Here is a 24,123-nt window from a genome sequence, read left to right on the forward strand (position 1 = left end):
AAAAAAGTATTTGCTGACTAAATGTCCGACCTCTCAACCGGGGGGTATGAGAAGCCGGAACCAATTAAATAATTGGCACTGACATTCATCGACACACTATTGAGTTCTCAAAGAACAGGCGCACACAACAATTCCTGAGTCACTGACTCAGGAATTCTTTGAGGCTGTTTCTGTAGCTTAGCTCATCCTGTCCCGCAGAACCAAATCCGCGGATCAAGTGGAGCTGATGGCCAGGCGCTCCTCGTACAACCTCGTTATCCCTTGCCGCGCTTAGCCTTTCGGCTCTGCGTCTCGGCCCGGGTCGGTGTCCGTGTCGCTCTGACTCGAACTAAGTTACGGACGGCAGCGAACGAAGTCAAATCGGCTACAAAAGGGCTGGTCACCGCCCCCACGCCAGTTTTATGCGGGTCGTGGCGAGGAAGTCGGCCGTCAATTCGCGCAGCGCCAGGAACTGCCCACCCGAACCGTACTTCTGGCGGAGCGTGCCGAAGTCCGTGAACTCGGCGGCGGCGGCGATCTGGTTGGACTCTGGGATCCGGGTCGGGAAAAGGCGCGGCAGGGTGCGGTTTTCGCGCAGGTCCTCGAGGATGCGGCGGTGGATCGCGGAGGAGCGGCGGTACTTGGTGATCACTACGCCGAGCTCCTCTATAGGAGTGGACCACTGCGTGGAGAGGTGGCGGATGTGTGATTGCACCGGGGGGATGCCATACGTGGACATCACGTCGGGAATGGTGGGAATCAGGTAACCGTCGGAGATCCGGAGACCGTTCTGGGTGATGATGCCGAGGTTGGGCGGGCAGTCGATGAGGACGAAGTCGTAGCCGGCCAGCACGGCGGTCAGCGCATCGGCGAGCACCCGGGTCGGGTCGATTCCCGCGAGGCGCGCCATATCATCTTGCAGGGCAATGAGTTTCGGCGACGACGGCAGTAAATCCACCGAGGTGACCATCTGCATCGGGGAAACAGCGTGCTGGACCAGCGCGGAAACATCCTTCAAACGTTTTCGCTTCAGCGCGGCGGTAAATACCGCGGTGAGCGTCCGATCGTCCGAATCCAGTTCCGCTGCACGGCTTTCCCCGACCATCATGGTGGTCAGGTTGCGCTGCGGGTCGAGATCGATGAGCAGAACTCGTTTGCCGAACTCCGCGGACAGGATTTCGGCGAGAGCGGCGGTGGTGGTCGTTTTTCCGACGCCGCCCTTCAGATTGAAGGTAGCGACCACGTAGGGACGGACTCGGCCGGCGACAGGGTTCGGTTCCCAGACTCGTTGGGGGCGATCGAATTGCAGAGCCCGGGTGTTCTTGCCGGGCAACTCCCAGCCGAAACCGTTCTGGGGCGCAGCGATATCCGTCGAACGTGCCCGCCCGCCGGGCACCACATCACCACGCAACTCCACCAACTCAACACCCTTCATCACCGTGACCGTCACGACGGTCGGCACGAGCCTAGTTACTCGGGCTGTTCTGAGGGGCGCGACACGGAAAGCTGTGAATCGGCCACGACCGAATTCCGCGGCACGGCGGAAAACTCGCCGAGCGGCCGAGTTCCTCGCGGCGAAGCACAGTTTCGAGGGCAGAGCAGCGAATACACTTGCAGCGTGCAGGGAGATGAGGCACTCCGCAAAGGGATTCCGGATCGAGATGAGGCGCTCCGCACGGCCCTGGAAAGCATCCGCGCGCACTTCGGGCCCCCGCCGGAACCCAAGAAGCGTCCCCCGCCGAAATCTCCACGGCGTCCACGTCGCAGCAGCACGCTCACCTACCGGGTGCTGGTCGAGTCGGCGAAGCCGAACGGGCGCATTTGGCGGCGGCTGCAGGTCGCCTCCGATCTGTATCTCGATGAACTGCAGGATCTGCTGCAGGTAGCACTGGGGTGGGAATACCAGCAGCGGAAGCACTTCGGCTCGGCGCCGGTCTACAAGGATTACGACACCGAGCATTACCTGTGCTCATGGGAAATCGAACGAGGATGGCGGGGCGTACCGCTGGATCGGGTGCGGATCGATGAGCTGCTGGTCGAGGGCGGGGACGAGCTGTTTCATCGAAATGGGCCTCGGAAGGAATGGCAGCGGGTCGTCCGAGTCGAGGCGGTGAGTGAGTTTCACGCCGACTCCCCGCGCGCGGTATGTCTCGAAGGCCCCAAAGGCGTGGATGTCGAAGCCGTCAATCTGGAGCTGAGCACCTTCGGACAGGGTCCGGCCGATGAGTCGCCCATCAACCCCGACGGCTTGCCCGAAGCGCTGGTGCGGCTGCTGGGCGGCCCGCCGGGACGGTCATTTCGGCGGTTGCGTCATTTAACGGGTCAGGCCATGGTGAATCAACCGGTCGCCATCGATCCCGTTGGGGCGGCCGATGCGATGCGGCCATATTTACGGTTGCTCGCGCATATCGGCGCCGACGGGACTCCGCTGACCGACGCGAAGACGCTGCCGCCACAGGTTCTTTCACCCCTGCTGGCCGAACTTCAACTGAATGCGCGATGGCTGCACGAACGGGGTGAGCCGGTACCGGTCGACGAATTGCGGCATACCGCAGCTTATTTCGGTTTGACCGAGGAGAGTGGCGACCGGGTGCGGCTGACAGAAGTCGGTGTTCGATTGCTGGCGGATCCGGTGGCGCTGTGGTGGCATATCGCAGAACACCTGCCCCGGTCACCGCGCGATGAAATGACTGTTCTGCAGGTGCTGGCAATGGCGACCGATACCGGCGATCCGTACCGCGCGACCATGGGAATGTACAACGACCTGTACCAGTGGCCCGGGCCGAACTCCGGCGAAACGCCGGTAATCAGCTCACTGCACGATGCGTGGCGGGTCTTCCAATGTCTGCGGATGACACCGCGAAATCAGCACTCGTACTATCGAATCCAGCATTCTTCGACGCGCAAATTCGCGCGAGCGGTGCTGCAGCGGTGGCCGCGCAGCACCGACTCCGATTAGGCGGAGGGCGCAGCACCCGCTCGCCCGCGCTGAGTTCGACAAGACTTCCGGTGCGTGGCCCGTTGACAAGCAACACCTCAGCAACAATCGTCGATGTTTGAGATCGTCGACAGGCGGAATGCTCGAGCTGATCAGGCCGCGCGGTTGGTTCGGGCTTACTGAGCCTCGGGCCGGGACAGAGGAGTCTGCGTGAATTCATCGGTGGGTGCGCACAGGTCGACGGAGCCGGGGGCGGACGGCCTCGGGTACGTCATCTTCATTACCGCGGCAGCCGCAATGGGCGGATTCCTGTTCGGGTACGACAGTTCGGTCATCAACGGTGCGGTCGAGGCCATCCGCGACAGGTACGACATCGGGTCGGCGACGCTGGCGCAGGTGGTGGCCATCGCGCTGATCGGCTGTGCGATCGGTGCGGCCATCGCGGGACGGATCGCGGATCGGATCGGGCGCATCTGGGTCATGCGGATCGCCGCGGCGCTGTTCACCGTCAGCGCGATCGGGTCGGCGCTGCCGTTCGCACTGTGGGATCTGGCCATGTGGCGAGTGCTCGGTGGCATCGGCATCGGTATGGCGTCGGTGATCGGGCCGGCCTACATTGCCGAGGTTTCACCGCCCGCATATCGGGGACGGCTCGCCTCGTTCCAGCAGGCGGCGATCGTTCTCGGCATCGCGATTTCGCAGTTGGTCAATTTCGCGATCCTGAAGATGGCGGATGGGAACCAGCGCGGGCATATCGCGGGGCTCGAGGCTTGGCAGTGGATGCTCGGCGTGATGGTCATACCGGCGACGCTGTACGGCCTGTTCTCCTTCGCCATCCCGGAATCGCCGCGCTACCTGATCTCGATCGGCCGGATCGATCGGGCCAAGAAGGTGCTCGAAGAGGTGGAGGGCGAAAACCCCGACCTGGATGCCCGGGTTTCGGAGATCCAGCAGGCGATGCACCGTGAGCACAAGGCCTCGTTACGAGATCTGCTCGGGACGAGGTTCGGGTTCCTGCCGGTGGTCTGGATCGGTATCGGGCTGTCGATGTTCCAGCAACTGGTCGGCATCAATGTGGTGTTCTACTACTCCGCCACACTGTGGCAGTCGGTCGGGATCGATCCCTCCAGTTCGTTCTTCTACTCCTTCACCACCTCGATCATCAATATCGTCGGCACCGTCATCGCCATGGTGCTGGTCGACCGGATCGGCCGTAAACCGCTGGCGCTGATCGGATCCACCGGTATGGCCCTGTCGCTGGCGCTGGAGGCCTGGGCGTTCTCGGCCAAGCACGGATCCGGCGACAGTGTTGCGCTGCCGCACCTTCAGGGCATAGTCGCGCTGGTCTCGGCGCATGTGTTCGTGCTGTTCTTCGCCATGTCCTGGGGTGTGGTGGTGTGGGTGCTGCTGGGCGAGATGTTCCCCAACCGGCTGCGCGCCGCCGCACTCGGAGTCGCGGCGTCCGCGCAGTGGATCGCCAACTGGGCGATCACGGCCAGCTTCCCGAGCCTGGCCGATTGGAACCTGTCCGGCACCTACGTCATCTACGCCGCCTTCGCCGTGCTCTCGATTCCCTTCGTGCTCAAGTGGGTTCCCGAAACCAAGGGCAAAACCCTGGAGGAGATGGGCTGAGGCGGAACCCCAGCCCAGCTACTCGAGCATCGCTGGGGCAACGGCAATCAAGCAACGCGTCAGGAGGCGGCGAATCAGTTGCCCAGGACCTCGTGCAGCTTGGCGGCGAAGCCGTCCGGATCGCCCTGCTGGCCGAATTCGCCGCCGAGGAATCCGGCGTGGTTGCTGGGGAAGACCACGGGGTCGGAACCCAGTTTTGCCGCGATCGCTTCGGCACTGCGGCAAGCCAATTCGCCTTCCGACTCGACGCCGATGGCGATGACGACCCGCGTGGACGCGGCGCGGAGGGCGTCGAATTCGACCTCGTAGTGGGTGCAGGAAATGACGTTCTGGCCGACCAGGGGATCGCCGCGGGTGCCGTCGTCCTCAGTGGGCAGGCCGAACATGGCCGGGTCCATCGGCTGATCGACGAAGGCTGCGGGGATCTCGCCCTTCATCGAGACCAGGGCGATGAACTTGGCCATGGCGGGGCCGAAGCCGTCGCGCTCGTAGGTCTCGTGAATGTTCGTCGTCGCGGCGAGGGCTTGCTCGGCGTCCGCGCTGTAGCGGACGGCCGGGGGCTCGTGCGCCACCACGGTGCTGATCTGCTCCGGATGCTTCGCCACCAGGGCGAGCGCATTGACCGCGCCGCCGCTGCTGCCGAACAGGTCCACCGGGCCGCCGCCGAGCGCGTCGATGACCCGGTGCAGGTCATCGGCGTGCTGGTTGGGAGTGGATTCGCTGGCGGGGTCGTCCTTAGTGCTGCGCGCGGTGCCGCGCGGGTCGTAGGTCACGACGGTACGGTCCGAGAAGCGTTCGGCCAGGCTGACGAAGCCGCTGGCATCCATCGGCGAGCCGATGATCAGCAGCGTCGGCTTATCGCCTGTCCCGCTCTCGGCCTGGCGGACGTCGTAGGTGATGACAGCGCCGGGGGCTTCGAGGGTGTAGGTCTTCATCTCGGACATCGGTTGCTCCTTGCTAGGTCGGTTGCTTGGTAGACGAACCGCGCCGGCAGAAATAATCGGTCTCCGTGGAGCCTACGACCACTACTTGATGATCTTGGTGATCTGACCCGCCCCTACTGTGCGGCCGCCCTCGCGGATGGCGAACTTCAGGCCCACCTCCATGGCGATCGGCTGGATCAGTACGACGCTCATCAAGACGTTGTCGCCCGGCAGCACCATTTCGACCTCCTTCGGAAGCGTCACCATCCCGGTCACATCCGTTGTGCGGAAATAGAATTGGGGCCGATAGTTGACGAAGAACGGGGTGTGGCGGCCGCCTTCCTCCTTGGACAGGATGTACGCCTGGCCCTCGAATTCGGTGTGCGGGGTGACCGTGCCGGGCTTGATGACGCATTGGCCACGTTCGACGTCCTCGCGCTTCACACCGCGCAGCAGCAGACCGACATTCTCACCGGCTTGGCCCTCATCCAACAGCTTTCGGAACATCTCGATACCGGTGACGATGGTCTTGGTCGTCCTCGGGCGAATGCCGACGATCTCGACCTCGGCATTGACCTTCAATACCCCGCGTTCGATGCGGCCGGTGACGACCGTGCCGCGGCCGGTAATGGTGAAGACGTCCTCGATCGGCATGAGGAACGGCTTCTCGACATCACGGGTGGGAGTGTCGATCCAATCGTCGACGGCATTCAGGAGTTCGGTTATGCCGGAACCCCATTCGCCGGTGGGGTCCGCCAGGGCCTTGAATGCGGAAACACGGATCACGGGGGTGTTGTCGCCGTCGAAGTCGTATTCGCTGAGCAGTTCGCTGACCTCCAGCTCGACCAGCTCCAAGATCTCCTCATCATCCACCATGTCGCACTTGTTCAGTGCCACAACCATTTTGGGAACACCCACCTGCCGGGCCAGGATGACATGCTCCTTGGTTTGCGGCATGGGGCCGTCGGTGGCGGCGACCACCAGGATCGCGCCGTCCATCTGGGCCGCACCGGTGATCATGTTCTTGATGTAGTCGGCATGCCCCGGGCAGTCGACATGCGCGTAGTGCCGGCGTTCGGTCTGGTACTCGACGTGCGCGATGGAAATGGTGATGCCGCGCTGGCGCTCCTCCGGCGCCTTGTCGATCGCCTCGAACGGCGTGAAGGGATTCAAGTCCGGATATTTGCTGTGCAGCACTTTGGTTATCGCCGCGGTAAGGGTCGTTTTACCGTGATCGATATGACCGATGGTGCCGACATTGACGTGCGGCTTGGTTCGCTGGAATTTCGCCTTCGCCACTGGAATCCTCCTGCGCGCTACGATCCGAAGCGGGCGGCAGGGGGTCGGAGAGAACACCGCCTGGCGGGCCCGACGACAGTGTCTTCCCAGCGTAGGGGGCGGATGCGGCGAAATGTCGGGGAACTGCGTGAATACGACGTCCAGCGGAGTTGACGGAAGATCAACTGGCAGTGCGTAGTTCGAGGTACTCGGGTGCGACCTCGTCGGTGAGCCAAACGCCGTTTCCGGTGACGTAGAAGACGTGGCCGTCCCGGCACATGGCGGCGGTATCGACAGTGAATACGGCGGGGCGGCCGTGTCTGCTGCCGACATTCGTCGCGGTATCCAGATCGGCCGAAAGGTGCACGGCATGGCGCTGCATCGGCAGCAAGCCCTCGGCCAGGATCACCGGGACAGTTCGCTCGCCGGTGCCGTGGTAGAGCACGGCGGGCGGATCGGCGGGCTCGTAACCGAGATCGACCGGAATCGAATGTCCCTGTCGCGCACGGATCATGACGCCGGTGTCGTCGAATTCGAAGCGCTTCTTATTGTTTCGCTCCACCACCGACTCGAGGTGCGCGCGGGTGAAACGGTGACCACGGGCGGCGGAGAGTCGCAGCAGGTCGTCTACACGCACCCAGCCGGCCGAATCCGGGTCCAGCCCGATGGCTTCCGGGCGGTGGCGCAGCCAGCTCGACAGGCGTTTGGACAGGCGGACGATTTCCTTTTCATTCATACCCGGCACACCGTCGCGCATCCGCACGCGCAGCGCAAGGGAAATTCGCGAGTGTTCCTGGCCACGATCACGCTGAGCAGAAGCACATGCCTCTGCGGGCATACGTCATACGACCGGCAGCGACCCCGCGACGGGGCTCGGACAGGGGGCGCGCCGGACAGGTGGCCGCTCGGCGCTCCCAGTAATCTGGGCGCATGACAGCTGTTGCAGATCGTTCGCTCGGACCGGAATTGATACGTACCGAGAGCATCGGCGAGGCCGATGTACTGGTCGTCGGACTCACCTCTTCCGACGACGGGCCTGCGATCGCCCCGGCGGATGCCTTCGAGGATGTGCTCGATACCGATACTCGGGAGACGCTGCTGGCCGCACTGCGCGCGGTCGGCGCGAAAGGTAAGCCGGAGGAACTGACCCGGGTGCCCGCACCGGCGGGGCTCGGGGTGGACAGCGTGCTCGCCGTCGGGCTGGGCGCGCTCGAGAAGGTTGATGCCGAACAGATCCGCAAGTCGGCGGGCGCGGCCGGGCGGGCACTCACCGGAGTCGGCACCGCGGTCACCATTCTTTCCGGGCTGGATCTCGGGGCGGCGGCGGAGGGGTTCTACCTCGGCGCCTACCAGTTCAGCGAGTTCAAGTCCGGCAAGTCCGCGCCGAAGCCCGGTGACCAGCCGGTGCAGCGGGTCGAATTCCTCGTTCCCGACGCGGGATTCGGCGAGGAGACCTTCTTCCGCGCCCAGGCGGTGGCCGAAGCCATCGCTACCGCACGGGATTTCGTGAACACTCCCCCGAGCCACCTGTACCCGGCCGAATTCGCCGACCGCGCAGCGGAATTGGCCAAGGCGGCCGGGCTGCTCGTCGAGGTCATCGACGAGAAGGGGCTTGCCGCTGATGGATACGGCGGCATTCTCGGCGTCGGCAAGGGATCCTCGCGGCCGCCGCGGCTGATTCGCATCACCTATGCCGGTGGCGATACCAAGGTGGGGCTGATCGGTAAGGGCATTACCTTCGATACCGGCGGCATCTCCATCAAGCCTGCTCAGGGCATGGAGAACATGACCTCCGATATGGGTGGTGCGGCCGCGGTGATCGCCACCGTGCTGCTGGCGGCGCGGTTGAGCCTGCCGATCACCGTCACCGCGACCGTGCCGATGGCGGAGAACATGCCTTCCTCGACCGCGCAACGGCCGGGCGATGTGCTCACCCAGTACGGCGGGACGACCGTCGAGGTCATCAATACCGATGCGGAGGGGCGGCTCATTCTTGCCGACGCCATTGTCCGTGCGGGAGAGGATGATCCGGATTACATCATCGATGTCGCGACGTTGACCGGTGCGCAGATGGTTGCCCTCGGAACCCGTACGCCAGGCGTGATGGGAACCGACGAGTTCCGGGATAGGGTCGCGCGTATCTCGCAGGCGGTCGGCGAAAACGGCTGGGCCATGCCGCTTCCCGCGGAGCTGCGGGCGGATATCAATTCGAAGATCGCCGATCTGGCCAATGTCGCACCGCATCGGTGGGGCGGAATGCTCTCGGCCGCACTGTTCTTGAAGGAATTCGTGCCGGAGGGTGTGCAGTGGGCGCACCTCGATGTGGCGGGGCCGGCGTACAACACCGGCGGGCCGTTCGGGTACATCGGCAAGGGTGGAACCGGGGTGCCGGTGCGCACGCTCATCTCGACTCTCGAGGACATCGCCGCCGAATAGTCTAATCCGGCCTGAGCGGTCGCAAACTCGCTTCGAACGTCAAAAATTGACGGCTGAGGGCAGTTTGTGACCGCTCAGGCCCGTTCTCCCTCAGTAGTTCTCCTGCGCCCGCCGCTGCAAGATCCGCAGCCGGGCGTCGTGGTCGCGCATCCGCTGCGGGTAGCCGACCTTGCGCACGTCGTAGACGGGGATGCCCAGGGTCGTGGAAAGCTTTTGCGCGCCACGCTCGCCCACGACCCGGCGGGTCCATTCACCGTCGAAGGCCACCAGCACGACCGTCACATCGGTGACCGTGGTGCGCGGTTCCACGAAAGCCTCGACGCCGCGGTGCGTTCGTGTCCATTCCGACAGGTGGGCCGCATCGGCCGGGTCCACGCCTCGGTTCGAGGCGACGCTGCGGCCGAGAAAATCCAGGAAACTCATGTCGTAACCTCCTCCCCGGAGGAGTCGAATTCACACCGCCGGTACTTCGATAGTGCCAGCTCTCCGGGGGTATCGGGGGAGCTCGCGGCAATTCCGAAGGCATACCTCAGCTACTCCTCAGGAGCAGCTCAGGAGATCGCTCGCGCGGTGGGGTTCCGGGGGGCGGGTGAGGGGCCGACGGCGGGCAGTCCGGCCGAGGAGCTGAGCTTCGCTGATATGTAGCCGAATCGCCGCGCCGTCTTCGCTGAATAGCGGGCATTCGGGTCATATACGGCATATCGCGCAATCCAAGGCAATTGGATGGCCGAATACCGCATATCGACAAACTACCTATTCACAATTGCCGGAATGGCGGTTGCCAATCTGTCGCCGACACCGGCTAATCTCATCCCCGTGGGCACTGGGGTGGAGGTCTATGCCGTCGAATTGCGCAGTGCGGCCGACTGGCTGGATGGCGCAGCACGGGATCTGGGTGAGCGCATCGACTCGCATATGCGCGCGGTTCGAGGGTTTGTCGGCGCCGAATGGACCGGTGCTGCGGCAGGGTCGCATGAAGAACCGTGGACGGACTGGGAGGATGGGGCCAGGCGCACCATCGCATCCTTTCGCGCCGATGCGGGGCTGCTGCGGCGGGCGGCCAACGAGTACGAGGCGAATGACCGGTTCCGCGCCGATGCGACCGACGCCTCCCGGTCGAGCCTCGATCTGCCGGGGGTGTGAGCGGTGGTCGACTATCGGGTGGATCTTGTTGGGCTGCAACAACTGATCGACACCACCTCCCGCCTGGAGACCGCGATCGAACAGCAGGTGACGGCGATCGAGGAGCGTGTGGACGCACTGCACGTGAGCTGGTCGGGCGAGGCGGCGAACGGGCACCGGCGGGCACACGACCAGCGCATTGCCGGAGTCGCCGAAATGCGCACGGCCCTGCGTGAATTGCGCGCCAAACTCGGCATCGCCCGGGACGCCTACGCGAAAGTCAGCGAGACCAACCACGGGATGTGGCCGTGAGCGCCCCCGCCGTTCCGCTGATCCTGTGCCGATCCGGCGAATACCACTCCGCCGCAGCGGTGTTCGGCACGCTTGCGCAGGACGCGGCCAGCACCCACATCGCCCTGCTCGGCGTGCTCGATGCCTACGCGGGCATGGCGGGCAGCGACGGCATCGGGCAATCCTGGGCGGCCTCCTACGACGAGGCCGTCGGTCTGGCGCTCTCCACCTCCGAACGACTCATCACCGCTTCCTCGACCACTGCCGACCTCATCACCACCGGTGCCCACAACCACGAAACCGGCGAAGCCACAGCGAATTTCGGCCACCCCGCTCCCCCGCCCGCACCTGCGGCGTGGAAAGTCCCCTGTGTGGTCGCGCAAGCCGCCTCGGCCGCAGGCGACGGCATCCCCGAACCCTTCGGCTGGTCGCTCATCAAAGATCTTGTCGGGGCCGCCTGGCCCAACGGCCATCAGGACGAACTCCGCAGCGCCCAGACGGCATGGTTCACCACCGCCGCCGACCTGCGCACCCTCGCCCTCCGCGTCCCCGAAGCCCTCACCCTCCTCGGCAATCAGCAGTCAACCGAAATCCCCACCGCCCTCACCACCTGTACCGAACGCCAATCCGACCTCACCTCGCTCGCCGACATCAGCCAAACCCTCGGCGACGCCTGCGGCGGATACGCCAAGCACCTCGACGACGCCCACCACCAAATCCTCGACGAACTCAAAGAATTCGCCTTCGAAACCGTCATCGGCGAGGGCCTGTTCGCCGCCGCCACCCCCTTCACCGCCGGCCTCTCCGAATACCTCGGCAACGCGGCTCTAGCCACCCGCCTCGCCGTCAAGGCCCGCCGCGTCGCCACCATCATCACCGAACTAGCCACCCGCACAGCCGCAATCACCACCAAAACCCTCAAGCCCCTACTCGAGCATCTACGCCCACTGCTCACGAAGATCGCGAGGTGGGTCGACGATGCGAAGGTGACGCTCCTCGGCGCAATGCCAGCCGGCAGCGCCACACCGGCGGACGAAATCCTCGCCGCTATTCGGACAGTGAATCCTGGCAACGGAACCATGAACTGCGTGAATTGCGTTGTCACCACTGACCGAGTCCTCGATGGACTGGAGGTCTCGGCACCGCTGCACGGACCCGCGCCGATTGCCGTGCTGGAGGAGCATTTCGGCGCTAAGTTCGCCGCGACAGCTGGGCGCCCCGAGATCGAACGGCTGCTATCCGACGCCGGTGACGGCGCGCGCGGCGTGTTGTTCGCTTCGAACGGCCCCGGGCAGGTAGGTCATGTCTTCAATGTCATCAACGAACAAGGCGCCGTCCGATTCCTCGACGGTCAGTGTGGCGGCGAAGCGGTATTCGACGGCTTCAAGAACTTCTACGTAATGAGGTACAGATGACGAGCATGACCACAGCCAGGGAATCCGCGGAGCAGAAGTTGGCCGAGTTGGCGGCGGCGAACGAATTGGGCGAAGTGCGGATCGTGGACGACGCGATCGTCGAAACCGAAACCGATTGGTACTTCCCGTACGACGCTGTCGCATTCATCGAACGCGGCGATATCTCCGCCGCACTCGCGGGGAACATCCCCATCAGAGTGACAAAGAGCGACGGCCAGATCAGCCTCTCCCTGCCGCCCAGATAGCAGAGAACCGTGCGATCACAGCCTCAGAGCGAGTTCCATGTGCTGCAAGTCTTTCCGGTGAGCTTCCGGCCGACGCCCTTCGTGGTCGGGCGGGCGATCGGAGAATTCAGCATCGGACAGCGAGTCTTGTTGCGTAAGGCGGATGGGCTTGTTGTCGAGGGGAAATTGGTATCGCTCGACATTCACCAGCGGGTACCCGGCGAGTTCTCCTTCGTCTTTTCTGAAGAGATTTCCGAGCGGGTCGCCGCCGGCGATGTCATCTACGCGATGGAATGCGGCGGACAGGGATGAAGCTGCAGCGGCGGCGCACGAGGCATGCGCGAGGGCGCGCGGAACAGCGAACGCTGAGCGAACTGGGGCGGCGACACGCGGCGGGCTTGTGATGCACCCCTCGTCGTCGGGCTCGGTCGGGCTCACGGGTGGTTTGTCGGGTTGGCGGTTCCGCTGAACGGCCGCCCTGTGACACGCCGCACGCGAACGAGTGCAAGGATAGGAAACCGGAACAACAACCTACGGGTCTCCGGGGCTGCCGAAGGGTTGGCGGCCGCACGGGCTTTCGTCGCGACCAGTGGCGGGCGCCCGCCGGGGGACGAACTGTTTAACCCGACGAGCAGTTAGAGGAGTCAAAGCACATGGCCTTCTCCGTCCAGATGCCGGCTCTTGGTGAGAGCGTCACCGAGGGCACTGTGACCAGGTGGCTGAAGCAGGAAGGCGACACGGTCGAGGTCGACGAGCCGCTGCTCGAAGTCTCCACCGACAAGGTCGACACCGAGATCCCGTCGCCCACCGCGGGCGTGCTGGTCAAGATCAGCGCCCAGGAAGACGATGTGGTCGAGGTCGGTGGCGAACTCGGCGTGATCGGCGACGCTGGTGAGGCTCCGGCCCCCGCCGCCGCTCCGGCTCCTGCCGAAGCCCCTGCCCCGGCACCCGCACTGGAACCCGAGCCCGCCCCGGCCCCGCAGCCCGTGGCCGCCGCACCGGCACCCGCCGCTGCCGCGCCCGCTCCGGCCGCCGCCTCCGGCACTTCGGTGAAGATGCCCGAGCTCGGAGAGTCCGTCACCGAAGGCACCGTCACCCGCTGGCTGAAGCAGGTCGGCGATGCGGTCGCGGTGGACGAGCCGTTGCTCGAGGTCTCCACCGACAAGGTCGATACCGAGATCCCGTCTCCGGTCGCCGGCACATTGCTGGAAATCACCGCGCAGGAAGACGACGTCGTGAACGTCGGCGGCCAGCTCGGTGTAATCGGCAGTGGCACACCGGCTGTCGCTCCGGCGCCTGCCCCGGCTCCCGCGCCGGCACCGGCTCCCGCTCCGGCACCGGCTCCCGCGCCTGCTCCGGCTCCCGTGGCCGCCGCTCCGGCACCTGCCCCGGCTCCCGCGCCTGCCCCGGCACCGGCTCCCAAGCCTGCTCCGGTTCCGGCCGCGGCCACCCCGGCCGACGAGCCTTCCACCAATGGCGGCGGCCCCTACGTGACCCCGCTGGTCCGTAAGCTCGCCACCGAAAACGGCGTCGACCTGGGCACTCTCCAGGGCTCCGGCGTCGGCGGCCGCATCCGTAAGCAGGATGTGCTGGCTGCCGCGGATGCCAAGAAGGCTCCGGCCGCCGCCCCGGCTCCCGCTGCCGCCGCTGCTCCGGCCGCGCCCGCCGCCACCGCGGCCGCGCGTCCGAACCTGGCGCACCTGCCGGGCACTGTGCAGAAGGCCAGCCGGATCCGGCAGATCACCGCCACCAAGACCCGTGAGTCGCTGCAGAACACCGCGCAGCTCACCCAGGTCCACGAGGTCGATCTGACCAAGGTTGTCGCGCTGCGCGGAAAGGCCAAGGAGGCCTTCAAGGCTCGCGAGGGCGTGAACATCACGTTCCTGCCGTTCTTCGCGAAGGCGGCGATCGAGGCGCTCGGGGTGCACCCGAACGTCAACGCCTCCTACAACGAGGACACCAAGGAGATCACCTACCACTCGGTGGTCAACCTGGGCATCGCCGTGGATACCGAGCAGGGACTGCTGTCCCCGGTCATCCACAATGCCAACGATCTGTCGCTGGCCGGGCTGGCGCGTGCCATTGCCGAGATCGCCAACCGTGCTCGCAATGGTGGCCTGAAGCCGGACGAGCTGTCCGGTGGCACCTTCACGATCACCAATATCGGTTCGCAGGGCGCACTGTTCGATACCCCGATCCTGATGCCGCAGCAGGCGGCCATGCTGGGTACCGGCGCAATCGTCAAGCGCCCCATGGTGATCACCGACAGTGGCAGCGAGTTCATCGGCATCCGCTCGATGGCCTACCTGCCGCTGACCTACGATCACCGGCTCATCGACGGCGCCGACGCGGGCCGCTTCCTCACCACCATCCGGCATCGGTTGGAAGAGGCGGCCTTCGAGGGCGACCTCGGCCTGTAAGTAGCAATTGGTATGAAGGTCGTGGTCGCCGGGTCGTCCGGGTTGATCGGGACGGCGCTCGTCGCGGCACTGCGCCGCGACGGGCATGAAGTCACCCGTCTGGTGCGCCGTCCCGCCAACGCACGCGATGAATTCCGCTGGGACCCGGCCCGAGCCGACCTGGACGAACGCGCGCTGCGCGGTACCGACGCCGTAGTGAATCTCTGCGGCGCCGGTATCGGGCGGCGACGCTGGAACGGCAGCTACAAACAGGAGCTGCGCGACAGCCGCATCGTCCCGACCGATGTACTGGCCTCCGCTGCCGCCGCCGCGGGAGTGCAGACGCTGGTGAATGCCAGCGGTGTGCACTACTACGGCGGCGACAGCGGCGACCGCATCATGACCGAAAACTCGCCTGCCGGAACAGGATTCCTGGCCGGACTGTGCCGGGACTGGGAAGCCGCCGCGCAACCGGCCGCTGCCGCCGGTGTTCGAACCATCCTGCTCCGCAGCGCTCTCGTACTGGCACGGCACGGCGGCATGCTCGGGATGCTCTATCCCCTCTACTTCCTCGGCCTCGGCGGCAGACTCGGCAGCGGACGCCAATACGTCCCGTGGATCTCGCTGGACGATGAAGTCGGCGCCATCCTGTTCGCCCTCGCTGATGACTCACTCTCCGGCCCGGTGAATATGGTCGGCCCCGCGCCCGTCACCAATGCGGAATTCACCCGCGCGATGGGCCGCGCACTACATCGCCCCACTCCCCTGATGGTCCCGGCCTTCGCCCTCCGCATGACCGTGGGCGAATTCGCCGAAGAGGGAATCCTGCACGGCCCCAGAGCAATCCCCACCGCTCTGGAAGACGCCGGCTACTCCTTCCAACACCCCACCATCGGCGCGGCCCTGGCCGCCACCGTCGCCCGCTCCTGATCGAACGGCGCAGCCACCCGCGATCCCTCCGAAGTCGCCGTGGCTGCCGCGCATACCCTGTTCTGCCGCGCACAAGTCGGCGCGCCGCGGATGAAATAGCTGCGGATTCCGTGCGCACCCTGCGAAATCGTGCGCGGGAATCAGCCTGGCATTTCCGGCGTCAGGATGCGGCGCCGCAATGGCTGCCGCGCAGCGGCTCGCGTGCCGCGCACGAATTGGCTGCAGATTCCGTGCGCACGACATGAAATCGTGCGCGAGGGCGGCGGGTTGTGACGGGCGCGATACAGGTCACAGGGCGTTCGCCGATAGCGTGTGAGGGGTGAGCAATGAACCCTCCCTGCTTGCGCCAGCGGACCTGCTGGTGCGGGATGCGCGCGAGAGCGATCTGCCGGAGATCCTGGCGATCCACAACAATGCCATCGCCGAGACGACGGCCATCTGGGATACCGAATTGGCCGATCTGGCCGAGCGGCAGGCCTGGTTCGCGGCCCGGGCCGCGGCCGGATGTCCGGTGCTGGTGGCCGAGATCGATGGCGCGGTCGCGGGATATGCCAGTTACGGGCAGTTCCGGCCGAAGTCGGGTTACCGGTTCTCCGTGGAGAATTCGGTGTACGTGGCCGAGCAGTTCCATCGGCGTGGCGTGGCGAAGGCGCTCATGGTCGAGCTGCTGGTGCGGGCTCGGCGCGGTGGGGTGCACACCATGATCGCGGCGATCGAATCCTCGAACACCATCTCCGTCACCCTGCACGAGAAGTTCGGATTCCAGGTGGTCGGACAATTGCCCGAGGTGGGTCACAAGTTCGGGCGCTGGATGGATCTGACGCTGATGCAGCTGACGCTCCCCGATGGCGTAGCGTCGCAGCAGTGAGTGATAGCAAGACGGCCGCCGCCCCGGCACACCGGGAGGCATCGGCTCGGCTCGACGACACACCCCTGCTCGTCGAAGATCTGGGCCTCATCGATTACAACGACGCGTGGAAATTGCAGCGCGGGATCGCCCTGGAACGGGCCGAGGGCATCGGCCAGGATCGGCTGCTGCTGCTCGAGCATCCCGCCGTATTCACCGCGGGCCGCCGCACCGAAGCCGCCGATCTGCCCATGGACGGCAGCCCGGTGATCGAGGTGGATCGCGGCGGGAAGATCACCTGGCACGGTCCGGGGCAACTCGTCGGCTACCCCATCATCCGGCTCGCCGAACCGGTCGATGTGGTCGCGTACGTGCGCCGGCTGGAGGAGGCGCTGATTACCGTGTGCGCGCACCTGGGGCTGGAAACCGGACGCGTGGACGGTCGTTCGGGCGTCTGGCTGCCCGCCACCGAATTCCTGCCGGAGCGCAAGGTCGCGGCCATCGGTGTGCGTGTGCAGCGCGGCGTCGCCATGCACGGCATCTCGCTGAATTGCAATTCGACCCTCGACGGCTTCAATACCATCGTGGCGTGCGGCATCCGCGATGCCGGTGTCACCACGCTGACCCGCGAACTGGGTCGCGAAGTGACCGTCGAGCAGGTACGCCCGCTGGTTGCCGATGCCATCACCCGGGCGCTCAATGGCGAACTGCCCGTCACCGACCACAGCTTCGCGCGCCCGGCCCCCGTTGCCGCACCGGTGCCCGCCAAGGCCGAATGATCACGAGCGTAGGGTGAACTGAGTGACCTCCGTCGATACCCCGACATCGAATACCCCTGAACCCACTGGGGCCCGGCCGAACACCGCGGAAACCGCGTCTGCGCCCGCCGGTCGAAAACTGCTCCGCATCGAGGCTCGCAATGCCGAGACCCCGATCGAGCGCAAGCCCAAGTGGATTCGCACCAAAGCCACCATGGGCCCGGAGTACACCGAGCTCAAGGGCTTGGTGAAACGCGAAGGGCTGCACACGGTTTGCGAGGAAGCGGGCTGCCCCAACATCTTCGAATGCTGGGAGGACCGCGAGGCCACCTTCCTCATCGGCGGTGAACAGTGCACGCGGCGCTGCGACTTCTGCCAGATCGACACCGGCAAACCCGCGGCCCTCGATCGCGATGAGCCGCGACGGGTAGCCGAGAGTGTGCAGGCCATGGGTCTGCGGTACTCCACCATCACCGGCGTCGCGCGCGACGACCTGGAAGACGGCGGCGCCTGGCTGTACGCGGAAACCGTGCGCGCCATCAAGCAGCTGAACCCGCACACCGGCGTGGAACTGCTCATCCCGGATTTCAATGCCGTTCCGGAGCAGCTGGCCGAGGTCTTCTCGACCCGCCCGGAGGTGCTCGCGCACAATCTGGAGACGGTGCCGCGCATCTTCAAGCGCATTCGCCCGGCGTTCCGGTACGAGCGCTCGCTGTCGGTGCTGACCTCGGCCCGCGAGGCCGGACTGGTCACCAAGTCGAACCTCATTCTCGGCATGGGCGAGACGCCGGAAGAGGTCACCCAGGCCATGCGCGATCTGCACGAGGCCGGGTGCGACATCCTCACCATCACCCAGTACCTGCGGCCCTCCCCGCGGCATCATCCGGTTGATCGCTGGGTGAAGCCGGAGGAGTTCGTCGAGCACTCCAATGTCGCCAATGAGATGGGCTTCGCCGGTGTCATGGCCGGGCCGCTGGTCCGCTCCTCGTACCGCGCGGGTCGCCTCTACACGCAGGCCATGCGCCACCACGGCCGCGAAATCGCGCCGGAGATGGCCCATCTCGCCGAGGGCGGCACCGCGTCCCAGGAAGCGACCAGCGTGCTCGCGCGCTTCGGTTCGTAGGTCGACCGCCGCGGGCCTCGCTGCACGACAGGTCGCCGACCATGCGGTGCCCCGCTTCGGGCTGTACGAGAGCATCGGCGTTTTTGAGACGCCGACCGGGTCGGAGGCTTTCGGGCGGTCCCGGCGGCCGCCGCCGAGCGGACTTCGTTCAACAGGCCGGAACTCCCGTCGGTGGGTTCCGGCCTTGTCGTATCCGGCCGCCGACCTTGCTGTTTCCGGCGAAAGAACACGCCGGTGAAATGGCGGTGAACGTCTTATAGGCCGATTCGTGGACGGGAGTACCCCGCCGGTGGGAAGCTCGAAGTACCGCACGAATCGACCCCGGAGCGAGCCATATGGTCGAGCGAACGACGACGTCGGTAGGCGCCAACAGCAAGACAGTCACGGCCGAGCGGCCGGAGGACATACGCAATGTGGTGCTCGTCGGCCACAGTGGGTCGGGGAAAACCACGCTGGTGGAGGCCCTCGCCCTGGCAACCGGGGCGGTGCCCCGCGCCGGACGGGTGGAGGACGGCACCTCGGTCTCGGACTATGACGATATCGAGCAGCGACAACATCGTTCGGTGCAATTGTCGGTGATACCGATGGGCTGGGACGGTACGAAGGTCAACCTATTGGATACCCCCGGCTACGCCGATTTTGTCGGGGAACTCAGGGCCGGTCTGCGGGCAGCGGATGCGGCCCTTTTTGTGCTCTCGGCCGCCGCCGGGGTGGAGGGAATCAGCGGGCCGACCCTCGCTCTCTGGGAGGAATGTGCGAGCGTCGGGATGCCGCGCGCCATTGTGCTCACCCATTTGGATACGGCGCGAGCCGATTTCGAGGATATGACCGACACCTGCCGGGAGATTCTGGGCGGCGGGCGGGCGGAAAGCATGCTGCCGCTGCATCTTCCGGTGTACGGGCCGAAAAGCGCGGACGGCCACCGGCCGGTCACCGGGTTGATCGATCTACTGACGCAGCACGTGTACGACTACTCCGCCGGCGAGCACACCGAAACGCCTGCCTCCGAGGAGCAATTGCCGCTCATGGCCCTGGCGCGTGATCGGCTCATCGAGGGCATCATCGCCGAGAGCGAGGACGAGACCCTGATGGATCGGTACATCGGCGGTGCGGAGATCGACCTCGCCTCGCTGGTGGAGGATCTCGAAAAGGCGGTCGCGCGCGGCAGTTTCCATCCGGTGCTGATCGCCGCGCCACCGCCGGAGGGTGCGCGGCAGGGGCTGGGCACGGTGGAGATTCTGGATCTGATCACGCGCGGATTCCCCACGCCCGCAGAGCATCCGGTGTCGGCGACCAGTGCGGGGAAGTCCGAGCTGCTGGTCTGCGATCCCAAAGCGCCGCTGGCGGCCGAGATCATCCGCACCGCCTCCGACCCGTATGTGGGCCGAATGTCGCTGGTACGCGTGTTCTCCGGAACGCTGCGCGCCGATGACACCGTGCACGTGTGGGGGCATCGGACCGGCGGTGCGGACATCGAGCACGACTCGGATGAACGCATCGGCGCCGTTTCTGCCCCGTTCGGCAAACAGCAGCGGCCGCTGGGTCAGGCGATTGCCGGTGACATCGTGTGCGTCACCAAACTCACTCGCGCCGAGACCGGAGATACCCTGTCCGCCAAGGACACTCCGCTGCTGATCGAACCGTGGTCGATGCCGGATCCGCTGCTGCCGGTCGCCGTCGAGGCGCACAGCAAGGCTGATGAGGACAAGCTCTCGCTCGGGCTCGGCCGCCTGGTCGCCGAGGATCCGACGGTGCGATTGGAGCAGAATCCCGATACGCATCAGCTGGTGCTGTGGTGTCTGGGCGAAGCGCACCGCGATGTCGCGCTCGAACGGCTGCGCTCCCGTTTCGGTGTGCAGGTCGATGTGATCGATCACCGGGTGGCGCTGCGCGAGACCTTCGCCGGTACCGCGAGCGGACGCGGGCGGCATGTGAAGCAGTCCGGTGGTCACGGCCAGTTCGCCATCTGCGAGATCGAAGTGGCGCCGCTGCCCGGCGGTTCCGGCATCGAATTCATCGACAAGGTGGTCGGCGGAGTTGTTCCGCGCCAATTCATTCCGTCGGTGGAGAAGGGCGTCCGCGCCCAGGCCGCGCGGGGCGTGGTGGCCGGATATCCGCTCGTGGATGTGCGTGTCACCCTGTTCGAGGGTAAGGCACACTCCGTCGATTCCTCCGATGCCGCCTTCCAGATGGCCGGCGGCCTGGCCCTGCGCGAAGCCGCCGCGGCCGCTCGGCTCAGCCTGCTGGAGCCGATAGCCGAAGTGCGCGTGGTGGTCTCGGACGACTACGTGGGTCCTATTCTCGTCGACCTCTCCGGTCGCCGCGGCCGCGTGCTCGGCACCGAACCGGCGGGGCTGGGCCGCACCGCGATTCGCGCCGAAGTTCCCGAACTCGAACTGAGCCGCTACGCCGTGGACCTGCGTTCCCTCGCCCACGGCGCAGCGACCTTCACCCGCACCTACACCCGCCACGAAGCCATGCCCAGCCAATTGGCGGACACCATTCGTGAAAAGACCAAGAGCGCCGGTTAGTTTCGGTCCTACTGCTCGCAGGCCACGCCATCATTGTCGCGATCCAGCGCGGAGCGGTAGCCCGGCTCGCCGCGCAGGATCGGGGCCGCACCGGCGGCGCGCGCCTCGGAGCAGTTCTTGTAGTACACATTGTCCGCCTTGGCGGACTGTGCGCCGATGACGATGGCGGCCAGGCTGATCGAGACGAGACCGACCCAGGTCAGGAACTTCTTCATGCTTCCACTTTCATTCGATGTACATGCCGGGGCGCAACGAATGCCCCCCAGCGGGAACATTACCGTTTGAAATATTTCCGAATGCACACGGTCTTCAGGAGAAGGCCCACGTGGGCTTTGTCAAATTTGAGTCAATATATACCAAATTCGGGGCATTGGTCGTGGTGGCGGGAACACACGCGGACGTCCGATTGATCCCGTCGCGAACCAATCGGTACCGGGCCACTATCCTGGTGCCATGGCAGCAGGTAAGGGCGGCAACACCCCGTCGAAGGAAGCGAAGGCCGCGGCGAAGGCGGCGCGCAAGCAGGCGTCGAAGGAGCGCCGCCAGCAACTCTGGCAGGCATTCCAGATGCAGCGCAAGGAAGACAAGCTGCTGCTGCCGCTGATGATCGGCGCTCTGGTCGGCGTGACAGTGGTGTTCCTGGTGGTCGGCTTCATATTCGGCCTGCAGTGGTTCCTGCTGCCGATCGGTCTGCTGCTGGGCGCGCTGGCCGCATTCATCCTCTTCGGCCGGCGCGTGCAGAAGAGCGTGTACGCCAAGGCCGAGGGGCAGGCGGGCGCCGCGGCATGGGTGCTCGACAATCTGCAGGGCAAGTGGCGTGTCACCCCGGGTGTCGCCGCCACCACTCAGATGGATGCCGTGCACCGCGTGGTCGGACTGCCGGGCGTGGTGCTGGTCGCCGAGGGTTCCCCGCAGCGCGTGAAGTCGCTGCTGGCGCAGGAGAAGAAGAAGGTCTCCCGCCTGGTCGGCGACACCCCGATCTACGACATCGTCGTCGGCAACGAGGGTGACCAGGTGCCGATCAAGGATCTGCAGCGCTACCTCACCAAGCTGCCGCGCAATATCGACGCGAAGCGGATGGACCTCATCGAGGGCCGCCTCTCCGCACTCGCCACCCGCGGCGGCCCGGCGCTCCCCAAGGGCCCGCTGCCCGCCGGCGCGAAAATGCGCGGCGTCCAGCGCAGCATGCGCCGCCGCTGAATCACCCGTTCCTCTCTCCGAGGCCCGCGTCCACACCGGACGCGGGCCTCGCGCTTTTCCAGGCGTACGCCTCGGATCGACTGCCGGGCATCCAGCTGACCGCTTGCCGCTGCGCAGGCCGATCCCGCTGGTCAGGCGATCATCAGGAACTGGTGGCGGCATCGGCCTAGAGACGCCCGCCACCAGTTCCTGGTGATCATGAAAGGCTTCGGGTGCGGGCTGGTTCCCTGCCCCTAGGGGTGGGTCGATCTAGCCCTCGGGCATGGGGAGGCAGATCGAGGCGTGGTCACCCAGGTCGAGCCAGCGGCCTGAGGGGGTGGTAGTTATGCGCAGGACGACCGCCGTGCAGTGGGGGCAGCGGGCCACTGTGCCGGGGCAGCAGAAGTAGACGAGGGCGCGGGCCAGGGGTTCGACGACTCCGCATGCGCCGCAGCGGCATCCGCAGCCGGTGAGGTCGGCGGCGAAGATCTCCGACAGGATTCCGGCGAGGGCATTGCCGTCCAGGTAGGACGCTTCAGAGGTGCTGGTCACATCGTTCGGCATGGCTACTTCCCCGTCGGTCCGAAGCGTTCGGTTCTGATCATGGCCGGGTCGTGACCGGCGAATACCAGTGCGTTGGCGGCGAATTCGACAAAAGGGGTCGGGCCGCAGACGTAGCACGTGACGTCGGGTGCGGGCGGCAGGGCGTGGAGGGCGAGCTCCGCGGCGGTGAGCCGAGCCGGCGGGCGGGGATCCCCCACGGGCGCGCGCCGACTGTAGGCGAGAAATACGCCGACGTCACCCTCGGACGACATGGATCCGCCGGGCACAGTGAGTTCGCCTCGGCGAACGGACAGCTCACCGCGGGACCCGGTACTTCCGTCACGAAGTCCGATCCGTCCGCCGCCAGGCCCGGAAAGTCCGGCGCGAGGCCCAGCGAGCTCATCGCGAGGCCCAGCGAGCTCATCGCGAGGCCCAGCGAGCTCATCGCGAGGCCCAGCGAGCTCATCGCGAGACCCAGCGAGCTCATCGCGAGACCCAGCGAGCTCATCGCGAGACCCAGCGAGCTCATCGCGAGGCCCAGCGAGCTCATCGCGAGGCCCAGCGAGCTCATCGGGCGGGGCAGCGAGCTCATCGGGCGGGGCAGCGAGCTCATCGGGCGGGGCAGTGAATTCGTCGGGTGGGGTGAGGAGTTCGTCGCGGTAGTAGAGGTCTTCTGGGTCACGCAACGCGTAGATGAGGCGGAAAGGTTTGGCGGCCATAGTGTTTCGTCGGGCGCGGAGCATGGCGGCGAGGGGGACTATGCCGGAGCCGCCTGCTATCAGGACCGCCGGTCCCCCGGTGTCGGGGTTCCAGATGAACCAGCCGCCTACGGGCCCGCGGATTTCGATCTGGGCGCCGATCGGGAAGACGTCGACCAGGTAGCCAGAGACTTCGCCGTCGGGGACGCGCTGGATGGTGAGTTCGATGCGGTCGCCGTCGGCGGGCGCGGCGAGGGAGTAGCTGCGTTCGGCGTGGTAGCCGTCGGGTGCGGTGAGGCGGACGTCGAGGTGCTGGCCGGGGAGGTGGCCGGGCCAGTCGGGGACGCGCAGGGTGAGGGTGCGGGCCGAGGGGGTCTCGAATTCGGCGGCGAGGAGTTCGGCGGGCTGCCAGCGCATCAGTCGCCCTGGTACCGCTGTTCGCGCCACGGGTCGCCGTAGCTGTGGTACCCGGCGCTCTCCCAGAAGCCGGGTTCGTCGTAGTCCAGGAGGCGAATTCCCTTGACCCACTTGGCGGATTTCCAGAAGTACAGATGCGGGACGAGCAGGCGGGCGGGGCCGCCGTGCTCGGGGTCGAGGTCCTGGCCGCCGAAGGTGTGCACGATCCACGCCTTGCCGTCAAGCAGATCCTCCAGCGGGAGGTTGGTGGTGTAGCCGCCATAACTGGTGACGAGCGCGAATTCGGCTTGGGTTTCGACGTTTTCGAGCAGGGCGTCGAGGGGCACACCCTGCCAGGTGGTGTCGAGCTTGGACCACCTTGTCACGCAATGGATGTCGACGTGCGGCTTGGCCTGCGTCAGCGACATGAATTGCGGCCCGCTCCAACTGTATTGGCGGCCGGTCTCATTGGTGATGGTGA

Annotated in this window: 24 protein-coding genes; 15 read left to right on the forward strand and 9 right to left on the reverse strand. The window is 65.9% G+C overall.

Annotated features, from left to right (window positions below; genetic code table 11):
- Positions 1-379 precede the first annotated feature (379 nt).
- Positions 380-1,414, reverse strand: a complete 1,035-nt coding sequence (locus tag JWN03_RS36510; RefSeq protein WP_297625036.1) for a ParA family protein — start codon at positions 1,412-1,414, stop codon at positions 380-382.
- A 183-nt stretch (positions 1,415-1,597) separates the two neighbouring features.
- Between JWN03_RS36510 and JWN03_RS36515 the strand changes: the two genes are divergently transcribed.
- Positions 1,598-2,938: an IS1096 element passenger TnpR family protein gene (locus JWN03_RS36515; protein ID WP_297625039.1), complete on the forward strand. Its 1,341-nt coding sequence runs from the start codon at positions 1,598-1,600 to the stop codon at positions 2,936-2,938.
- Between the two features lie 189 nt (positions 2,939-3,127).
- Entirely contained in the window at positions 3,128-4,549 is a 1,422-nt protein-coding gene (locus tag JWN03_RS36520; protein ID WP_297625041.1) for a sugar porter family MFS transporter, read from the forward strand.
- 74 nt (positions 4,550-4,623) lie between these two features.
- Here JWN03_RS36520 and JWN03_RS36525 read toward each other — a convergent pair whose 3' ends face one another.
- The 3 genes from JWN03_RS36525 to JWN03_RS36535 all read right to left on the reverse strand — a co-directional run bounded on the left by JWN03_RS36525 (position 4,624) and on the right by JWN03_RS36535 (position 7,486).
- Positions 4,624-5,493 (reverse strand): alpha/beta fold hydrolase, encoded by an 870-nt coding sequence (locus JWN03_RS36525; protein WP_297625044.1) that lies wholly within the window; start codon positions 5,491-5,493, stop codon positions 4,624-4,626.
- 81 nt (positions 5,494-5,574) lie between these two features.
- Positions 5,575-6,771, reverse strand: a complete 1,197-nt coding sequence (tuf, locus tag JWN03_RS36530; protein WP_297625046.1) for an elongation factor Tu — start codon at positions 6,769-6,771, stop codon at positions 5,575-5,577.
- A 160-nt stretch (positions 6,772-6,931) separates the two neighbouring features.
- A complete protein-coding gene (locus tag JWN03_RS36535; RefSeq protein WP_297625048.1) occupies positions 6,932-7,486 on the reverse strand; it encodes an RNA 2'-phosphotransferase in 555 nt (184 codons plus the stop codon).
- 194 nt (positions 7,487-7,680) lie between these two features.
- Here JWN03_RS36535 and JWN03_RS36540 point away from each other — a divergent pair, with 194 nt between their 5' ends.
- Positions 7,681-9,186 carry a leucyl aminopeptidase gene (locus JWN03_RS36540; RefSeq protein ID WP_297625051.1) on the forward strand — a complete coding sequence of 502 codons (1,506 nt, stop codon included), beginning with the start codon at positions 7,681-7,683 and terminating at the stop codon, positions 9,184-9,186.
- Positions 9,187-9,276: 90 nt separating this feature from the next.
- Here the strand turns inward: JWN03_RS36540 and JWN03_RS36545 are convergent, their stop codons facing one another.
- A complete protein-coding gene (locus JWN03_RS36545) occupies positions 9,277-9,609 on the reverse strand; it encodes an oxidoreductase (protein WP_297625054.1) in 333 nt (110 codons plus the stop codon).
- 393 nt (positions 9,610-10,002) lie between these two features.
- On the opposite strand from JWN03_RS36545, the gene JWN03_RS36550 reads away from it, so the two are divergent.
- The 11 genes from JWN03_RS36550 (at position 10,003) to JWN03_RS36600 (ending at position 20,826) form a co-directional block, all read left to right on the forward strand.
- On the forward strand, positions 10,003-10,329 hold the full coding sequence (locus JWN03_RS36550) for a WXG100 family type VII secretion target (RefSeq protein ID WP_297625057.1): 327 nt from the start codon (positions 10,003-10,005) through the stop codon (positions 10,327-10,329).
- Positions 10,330-10,332: 3 nt separating this feature from the next.
- Complete coding sequence (locus JWN03_RS36555; protein ID WP_297625060.1) at positions 10,333-10,620, forward strand: WXG100 family type VII secretion target; 288 nt, start codon at positions 10,333-10,335, stop codon at positions 10,618-10,620.
- On the forward strand, positions 10,617-12,014 hold the full coding sequence (locus JWN03_RS36560; RefSeq protein WP_297625063.1) for a toxin glutamine deamidase domain-containing protein: 1,398 nt from the start codon (positions 10,617-10,619) through the stop codon (positions 12,012-12,014). Before JWN03_RS36555 ends, JWN03_RS36560 begins: the two co-directional genes overlap by 4 nt.
- Entirely contained in the window at positions 12,011-12,259 is a 249-nt protein-coding gene (locus JWN03_RS36565; protein WP_297625066.1) for a YrhB domain-containing protein, read from the forward strand. The genes JWN03_RS36560 and JWN03_RS36565 overlap by 4 nt, the downstream gene beginning before the upstream one ends.
- A 39-nt stretch (positions 12,260-12,298) precedes the next feature.
- Positions 12,299-12,550, forward strand: a complete 252-nt coding sequence (locus tag JWN03_RS36570; RefSeq protein ID WP_297625068.1) for a hypothetical protein — start codon at positions 12,299-12,301, stop codon at positions 12,548-12,550.
- A 341-nt stretch (positions 12,551-12,891) separates the two neighbouring features.
- On the forward strand, positions 12,892-14,658 hold the full coding sequence (sucB, locus tag JWN03_RS36575; protein ID WP_297625070.1) for a 2-oxoglutarate dehydrogenase, E2 component, dihydrolipoamide succinyltransferase: 1,767 nt from the start codon (positions 12,892-12,894) through the stop codon (positions 14,656-14,658).
- A gap of 12 nt (positions 14,659-14,670) precedes the next feature.
- Positions 14,671-15,567 (forward strand): TIGR01777 family oxidoreductase, encoded by an 897-nt coding sequence (locus JWN03_RS36580; protein WP_297625072.1) that lies wholly within the window; start codon positions 14,671-14,673, stop codon positions 15,565-15,567.
- Positions 15,568-15,922: 355 nt separating this feature from the next.
- Entirely contained in the window at positions 15,923-16,435 is a 513-nt protein-coding gene (locus JWN03_RS36585; RefSeq protein WP_297625094.1) for a GNAT family N-acetyltransferase, read from the forward strand.
- Positions 16,432-17,193, forward strand: a complete 762-nt coding sequence (gene lipB, locus JWN03_RS36590) for a lipoyl(octanoyl) transferase LipB (protein WP_297625075.1) — start codon at positions 16,432-16,434, stop codon at positions 17,191-17,193. Before JWN03_RS36585 ends, lipB begins: the two co-directional genes overlap by 4 nt.
- 118 nt (positions 17,194-17,311) lie before the next feature.
- The gene (gene lipA, locus JWN03_RS36595; protein WP_297625097.1) at positions 17,312-18,295 is read left to right on the forward strand and encodes a lipoyl synthase; all 984 of its coding nucleotides are present in this window, start codon (positions 17,312-17,314) and stop codon (positions 18,293-18,295) included.
- Between the two features lie 335 nt (positions 18,296-18,630).
- The gene (locus JWN03_RS36600) at positions 18,631-20,826 is read left to right on the forward strand and encodes an elongation factor G-like protein EF-G2 (RefSeq protein ID WP_297625077.1); all 2,196 of its coding nucleotides are present in this window, start codon (positions 18,631-18,633) and stop codon (positions 20,824-20,826) included.
- Positions 20,827-20,834: 8 nt separating this feature from the next.
- Here the strand turns inward: JWN03_RS36600 and JWN03_RS36605 are convergent, their stop codons facing one another.
- Positions 20,835-21,041 carry an excalibur calcium-binding domain-containing protein gene (locus JWN03_RS36605; RefSeq protein ID WP_297625079.1) on the reverse strand — a complete coding sequence of 69 codons (207 nt, stop codon included), beginning with the start codon at positions 21,039-21,041 and terminating at the stop codon, positions 20,835-20,837.
- 238 nt (positions 21,042-21,279) lie between these two features.
- Between JWN03_RS36605 and JWN03_RS36610 the strand changes: the two genes are divergently transcribed.
- Positions 21,280-22,026: a DUF4191 domain-containing protein gene (locus JWN03_RS36610; protein ID WP_297625082.1), complete on the forward strand. Its 747-nt coding sequence runs from the start codon at positions 21,280-21,282 to the stop codon at positions 22,024-22,026.
- A 249-nt stretch (positions 22,027-22,275) separates the two neighbouring features.
- Here JWN03_RS36610 and JWN03_RS36615 read toward each other — a convergent pair whose 3' ends face one another.
- The 3 genes from JWN03_RS36615 to JWN03_RS36625 form a co-directional block, all read right to left on the reverse strand.
- Entirely contained in the window at positions 22,276-22,569 is a 294-nt protein-coding gene (locus JWN03_RS36615) for a DUF6510 family protein (RefSeq protein ID WP_297625085.1), read from the reverse strand.
- Between the two features lie 2 nt (positions 22,570-22,571).
- A complete protein-coding gene (locus JWN03_RS36620; protein WP_297625088.1) occupies positions 22,572-23,663 on the reverse strand; it encodes an FAD-binding oxidoreductase in 1,092 nt (363 codons plus the stop codon).
- A partial coding sequence (locus tag JWN03_RS36625; protein ID WP_297625091.1) for a molybdopterin-dependent oxidoreductase occupies positions 23,663-24,123 on the reverse strand: 461 nt, incomplete at its 5' end. The genes JWN03_RS36625 and JWN03_RS36620, both read right to left, overlap by 1 nt.

The sequence above is a fragment of the Nocardia sp. genome (assembly GCF_025465275.1).
GTDB lineage: Bacteria > Actinomycetota > Actinomycetes > Mycobacteriales > Mycobacteriaceae > Nocardia.

What these genes read in the sequence shown, in the direction of transcription:
- JWN03_RS36615 (WP_297625085.1), bottom strand. Translation starts at nt 22,569, where the DNA reads ATGCCGAACGATGTGACCAGCACCTCTGAAGCGTCCTACCTGGACGGC.
- sucB (WP_297625070.1), top strand. Translation starts at nt 12,892, where the DNA reads ATGGCCTTCTCCGTCCAGATGCCGGCTCTTGGTGAGAGCGTCACCGAG.
- JWN03_RS36565 (WP_297625066.1), top strand. Translation starts at nt 12,011, where the DNA reads ATGACGAGCATGACCACAGCCAGGGAATCCGCGGAGCAGAAGTTGGCC.
- JWN03_RS36580 (WP_297625072.1), top strand. Translation starts at nt 14,671, where the DNA reads ATGAAGGTCGTGGTCGCCGGGTCGTCCGGGTTGATCGGGACGGCGCTC.
- JWN03_RS36540 (WP_297625051.1), top strand. Translation starts at nt 7,681, where the DNA reads ATGACAGCTGTTGCAGATCGTTCGCTCGGACCGGAATTGATACGTACC.
- JWN03_RS36535 (WP_297625048.1), bottom strand. Translation starts at nt 7,486, where the DNA reads ATGAATGAAAAGGAAATCGTCCGCCTGTCCAAACGCCTGTCGAGCTGG.
- JWN03_RS36605 (WP_297625079.1), bottom strand. Translation starts at nt 21,041, where the DNA reads ATGAAGAAGTTCCTGACCTGGGTCGGTCTCGTCTCGATCAGCCTGGCC.
- JWN03_RS36525 (WP_297625044.1), bottom strand. Translation starts at nt 5,493, where the DNA reads ATGTCCGAGATGAAGACCTACACCCTCGAAGCCCCCGGCGCTGTCATC.
- JWN03_RS36510 (WP_297625036.1), bottom strand. Translation starts at nt 1,414, where the DNA reads ATGAAGGGTGTTGAGTTGGTGGAGTTGCGTGGTGATGTGGTGCCCGGC.
- JWN03_RS36600 (WP_297625077.1), top strand. Translation starts at nt 18,631, where the DNA reads ATGGTCGAGCGAACGACGACGTCGGTAGGCGCCAACAGCAAGACAGTC.
- JWN03_RS36545 (WP_297625054.1), bottom strand. Translation starts at nt 9,609, where the DNA reads ATGAGTTTCCTGGATTTTCTCGGCCGCAGCGTCGCCTCGAACCGAGGC.
- JWN03_RS36620 (WP_297625088.1), bottom strand. Translation starts at nt 23,663, where the DNA reads ATGCGCTGGCAGCCCGCCGAACTCCTCGCCGCCGAATTCGAGACCCCC.
- JWN03_RS36610 (WP_297625082.1), top strand. Translation starts at nt 21,280, where the DNA reads ATGGCAGCAGGTAAGGGCGGCAACACCCCGTCGAAGGAAGCGAAGGCC.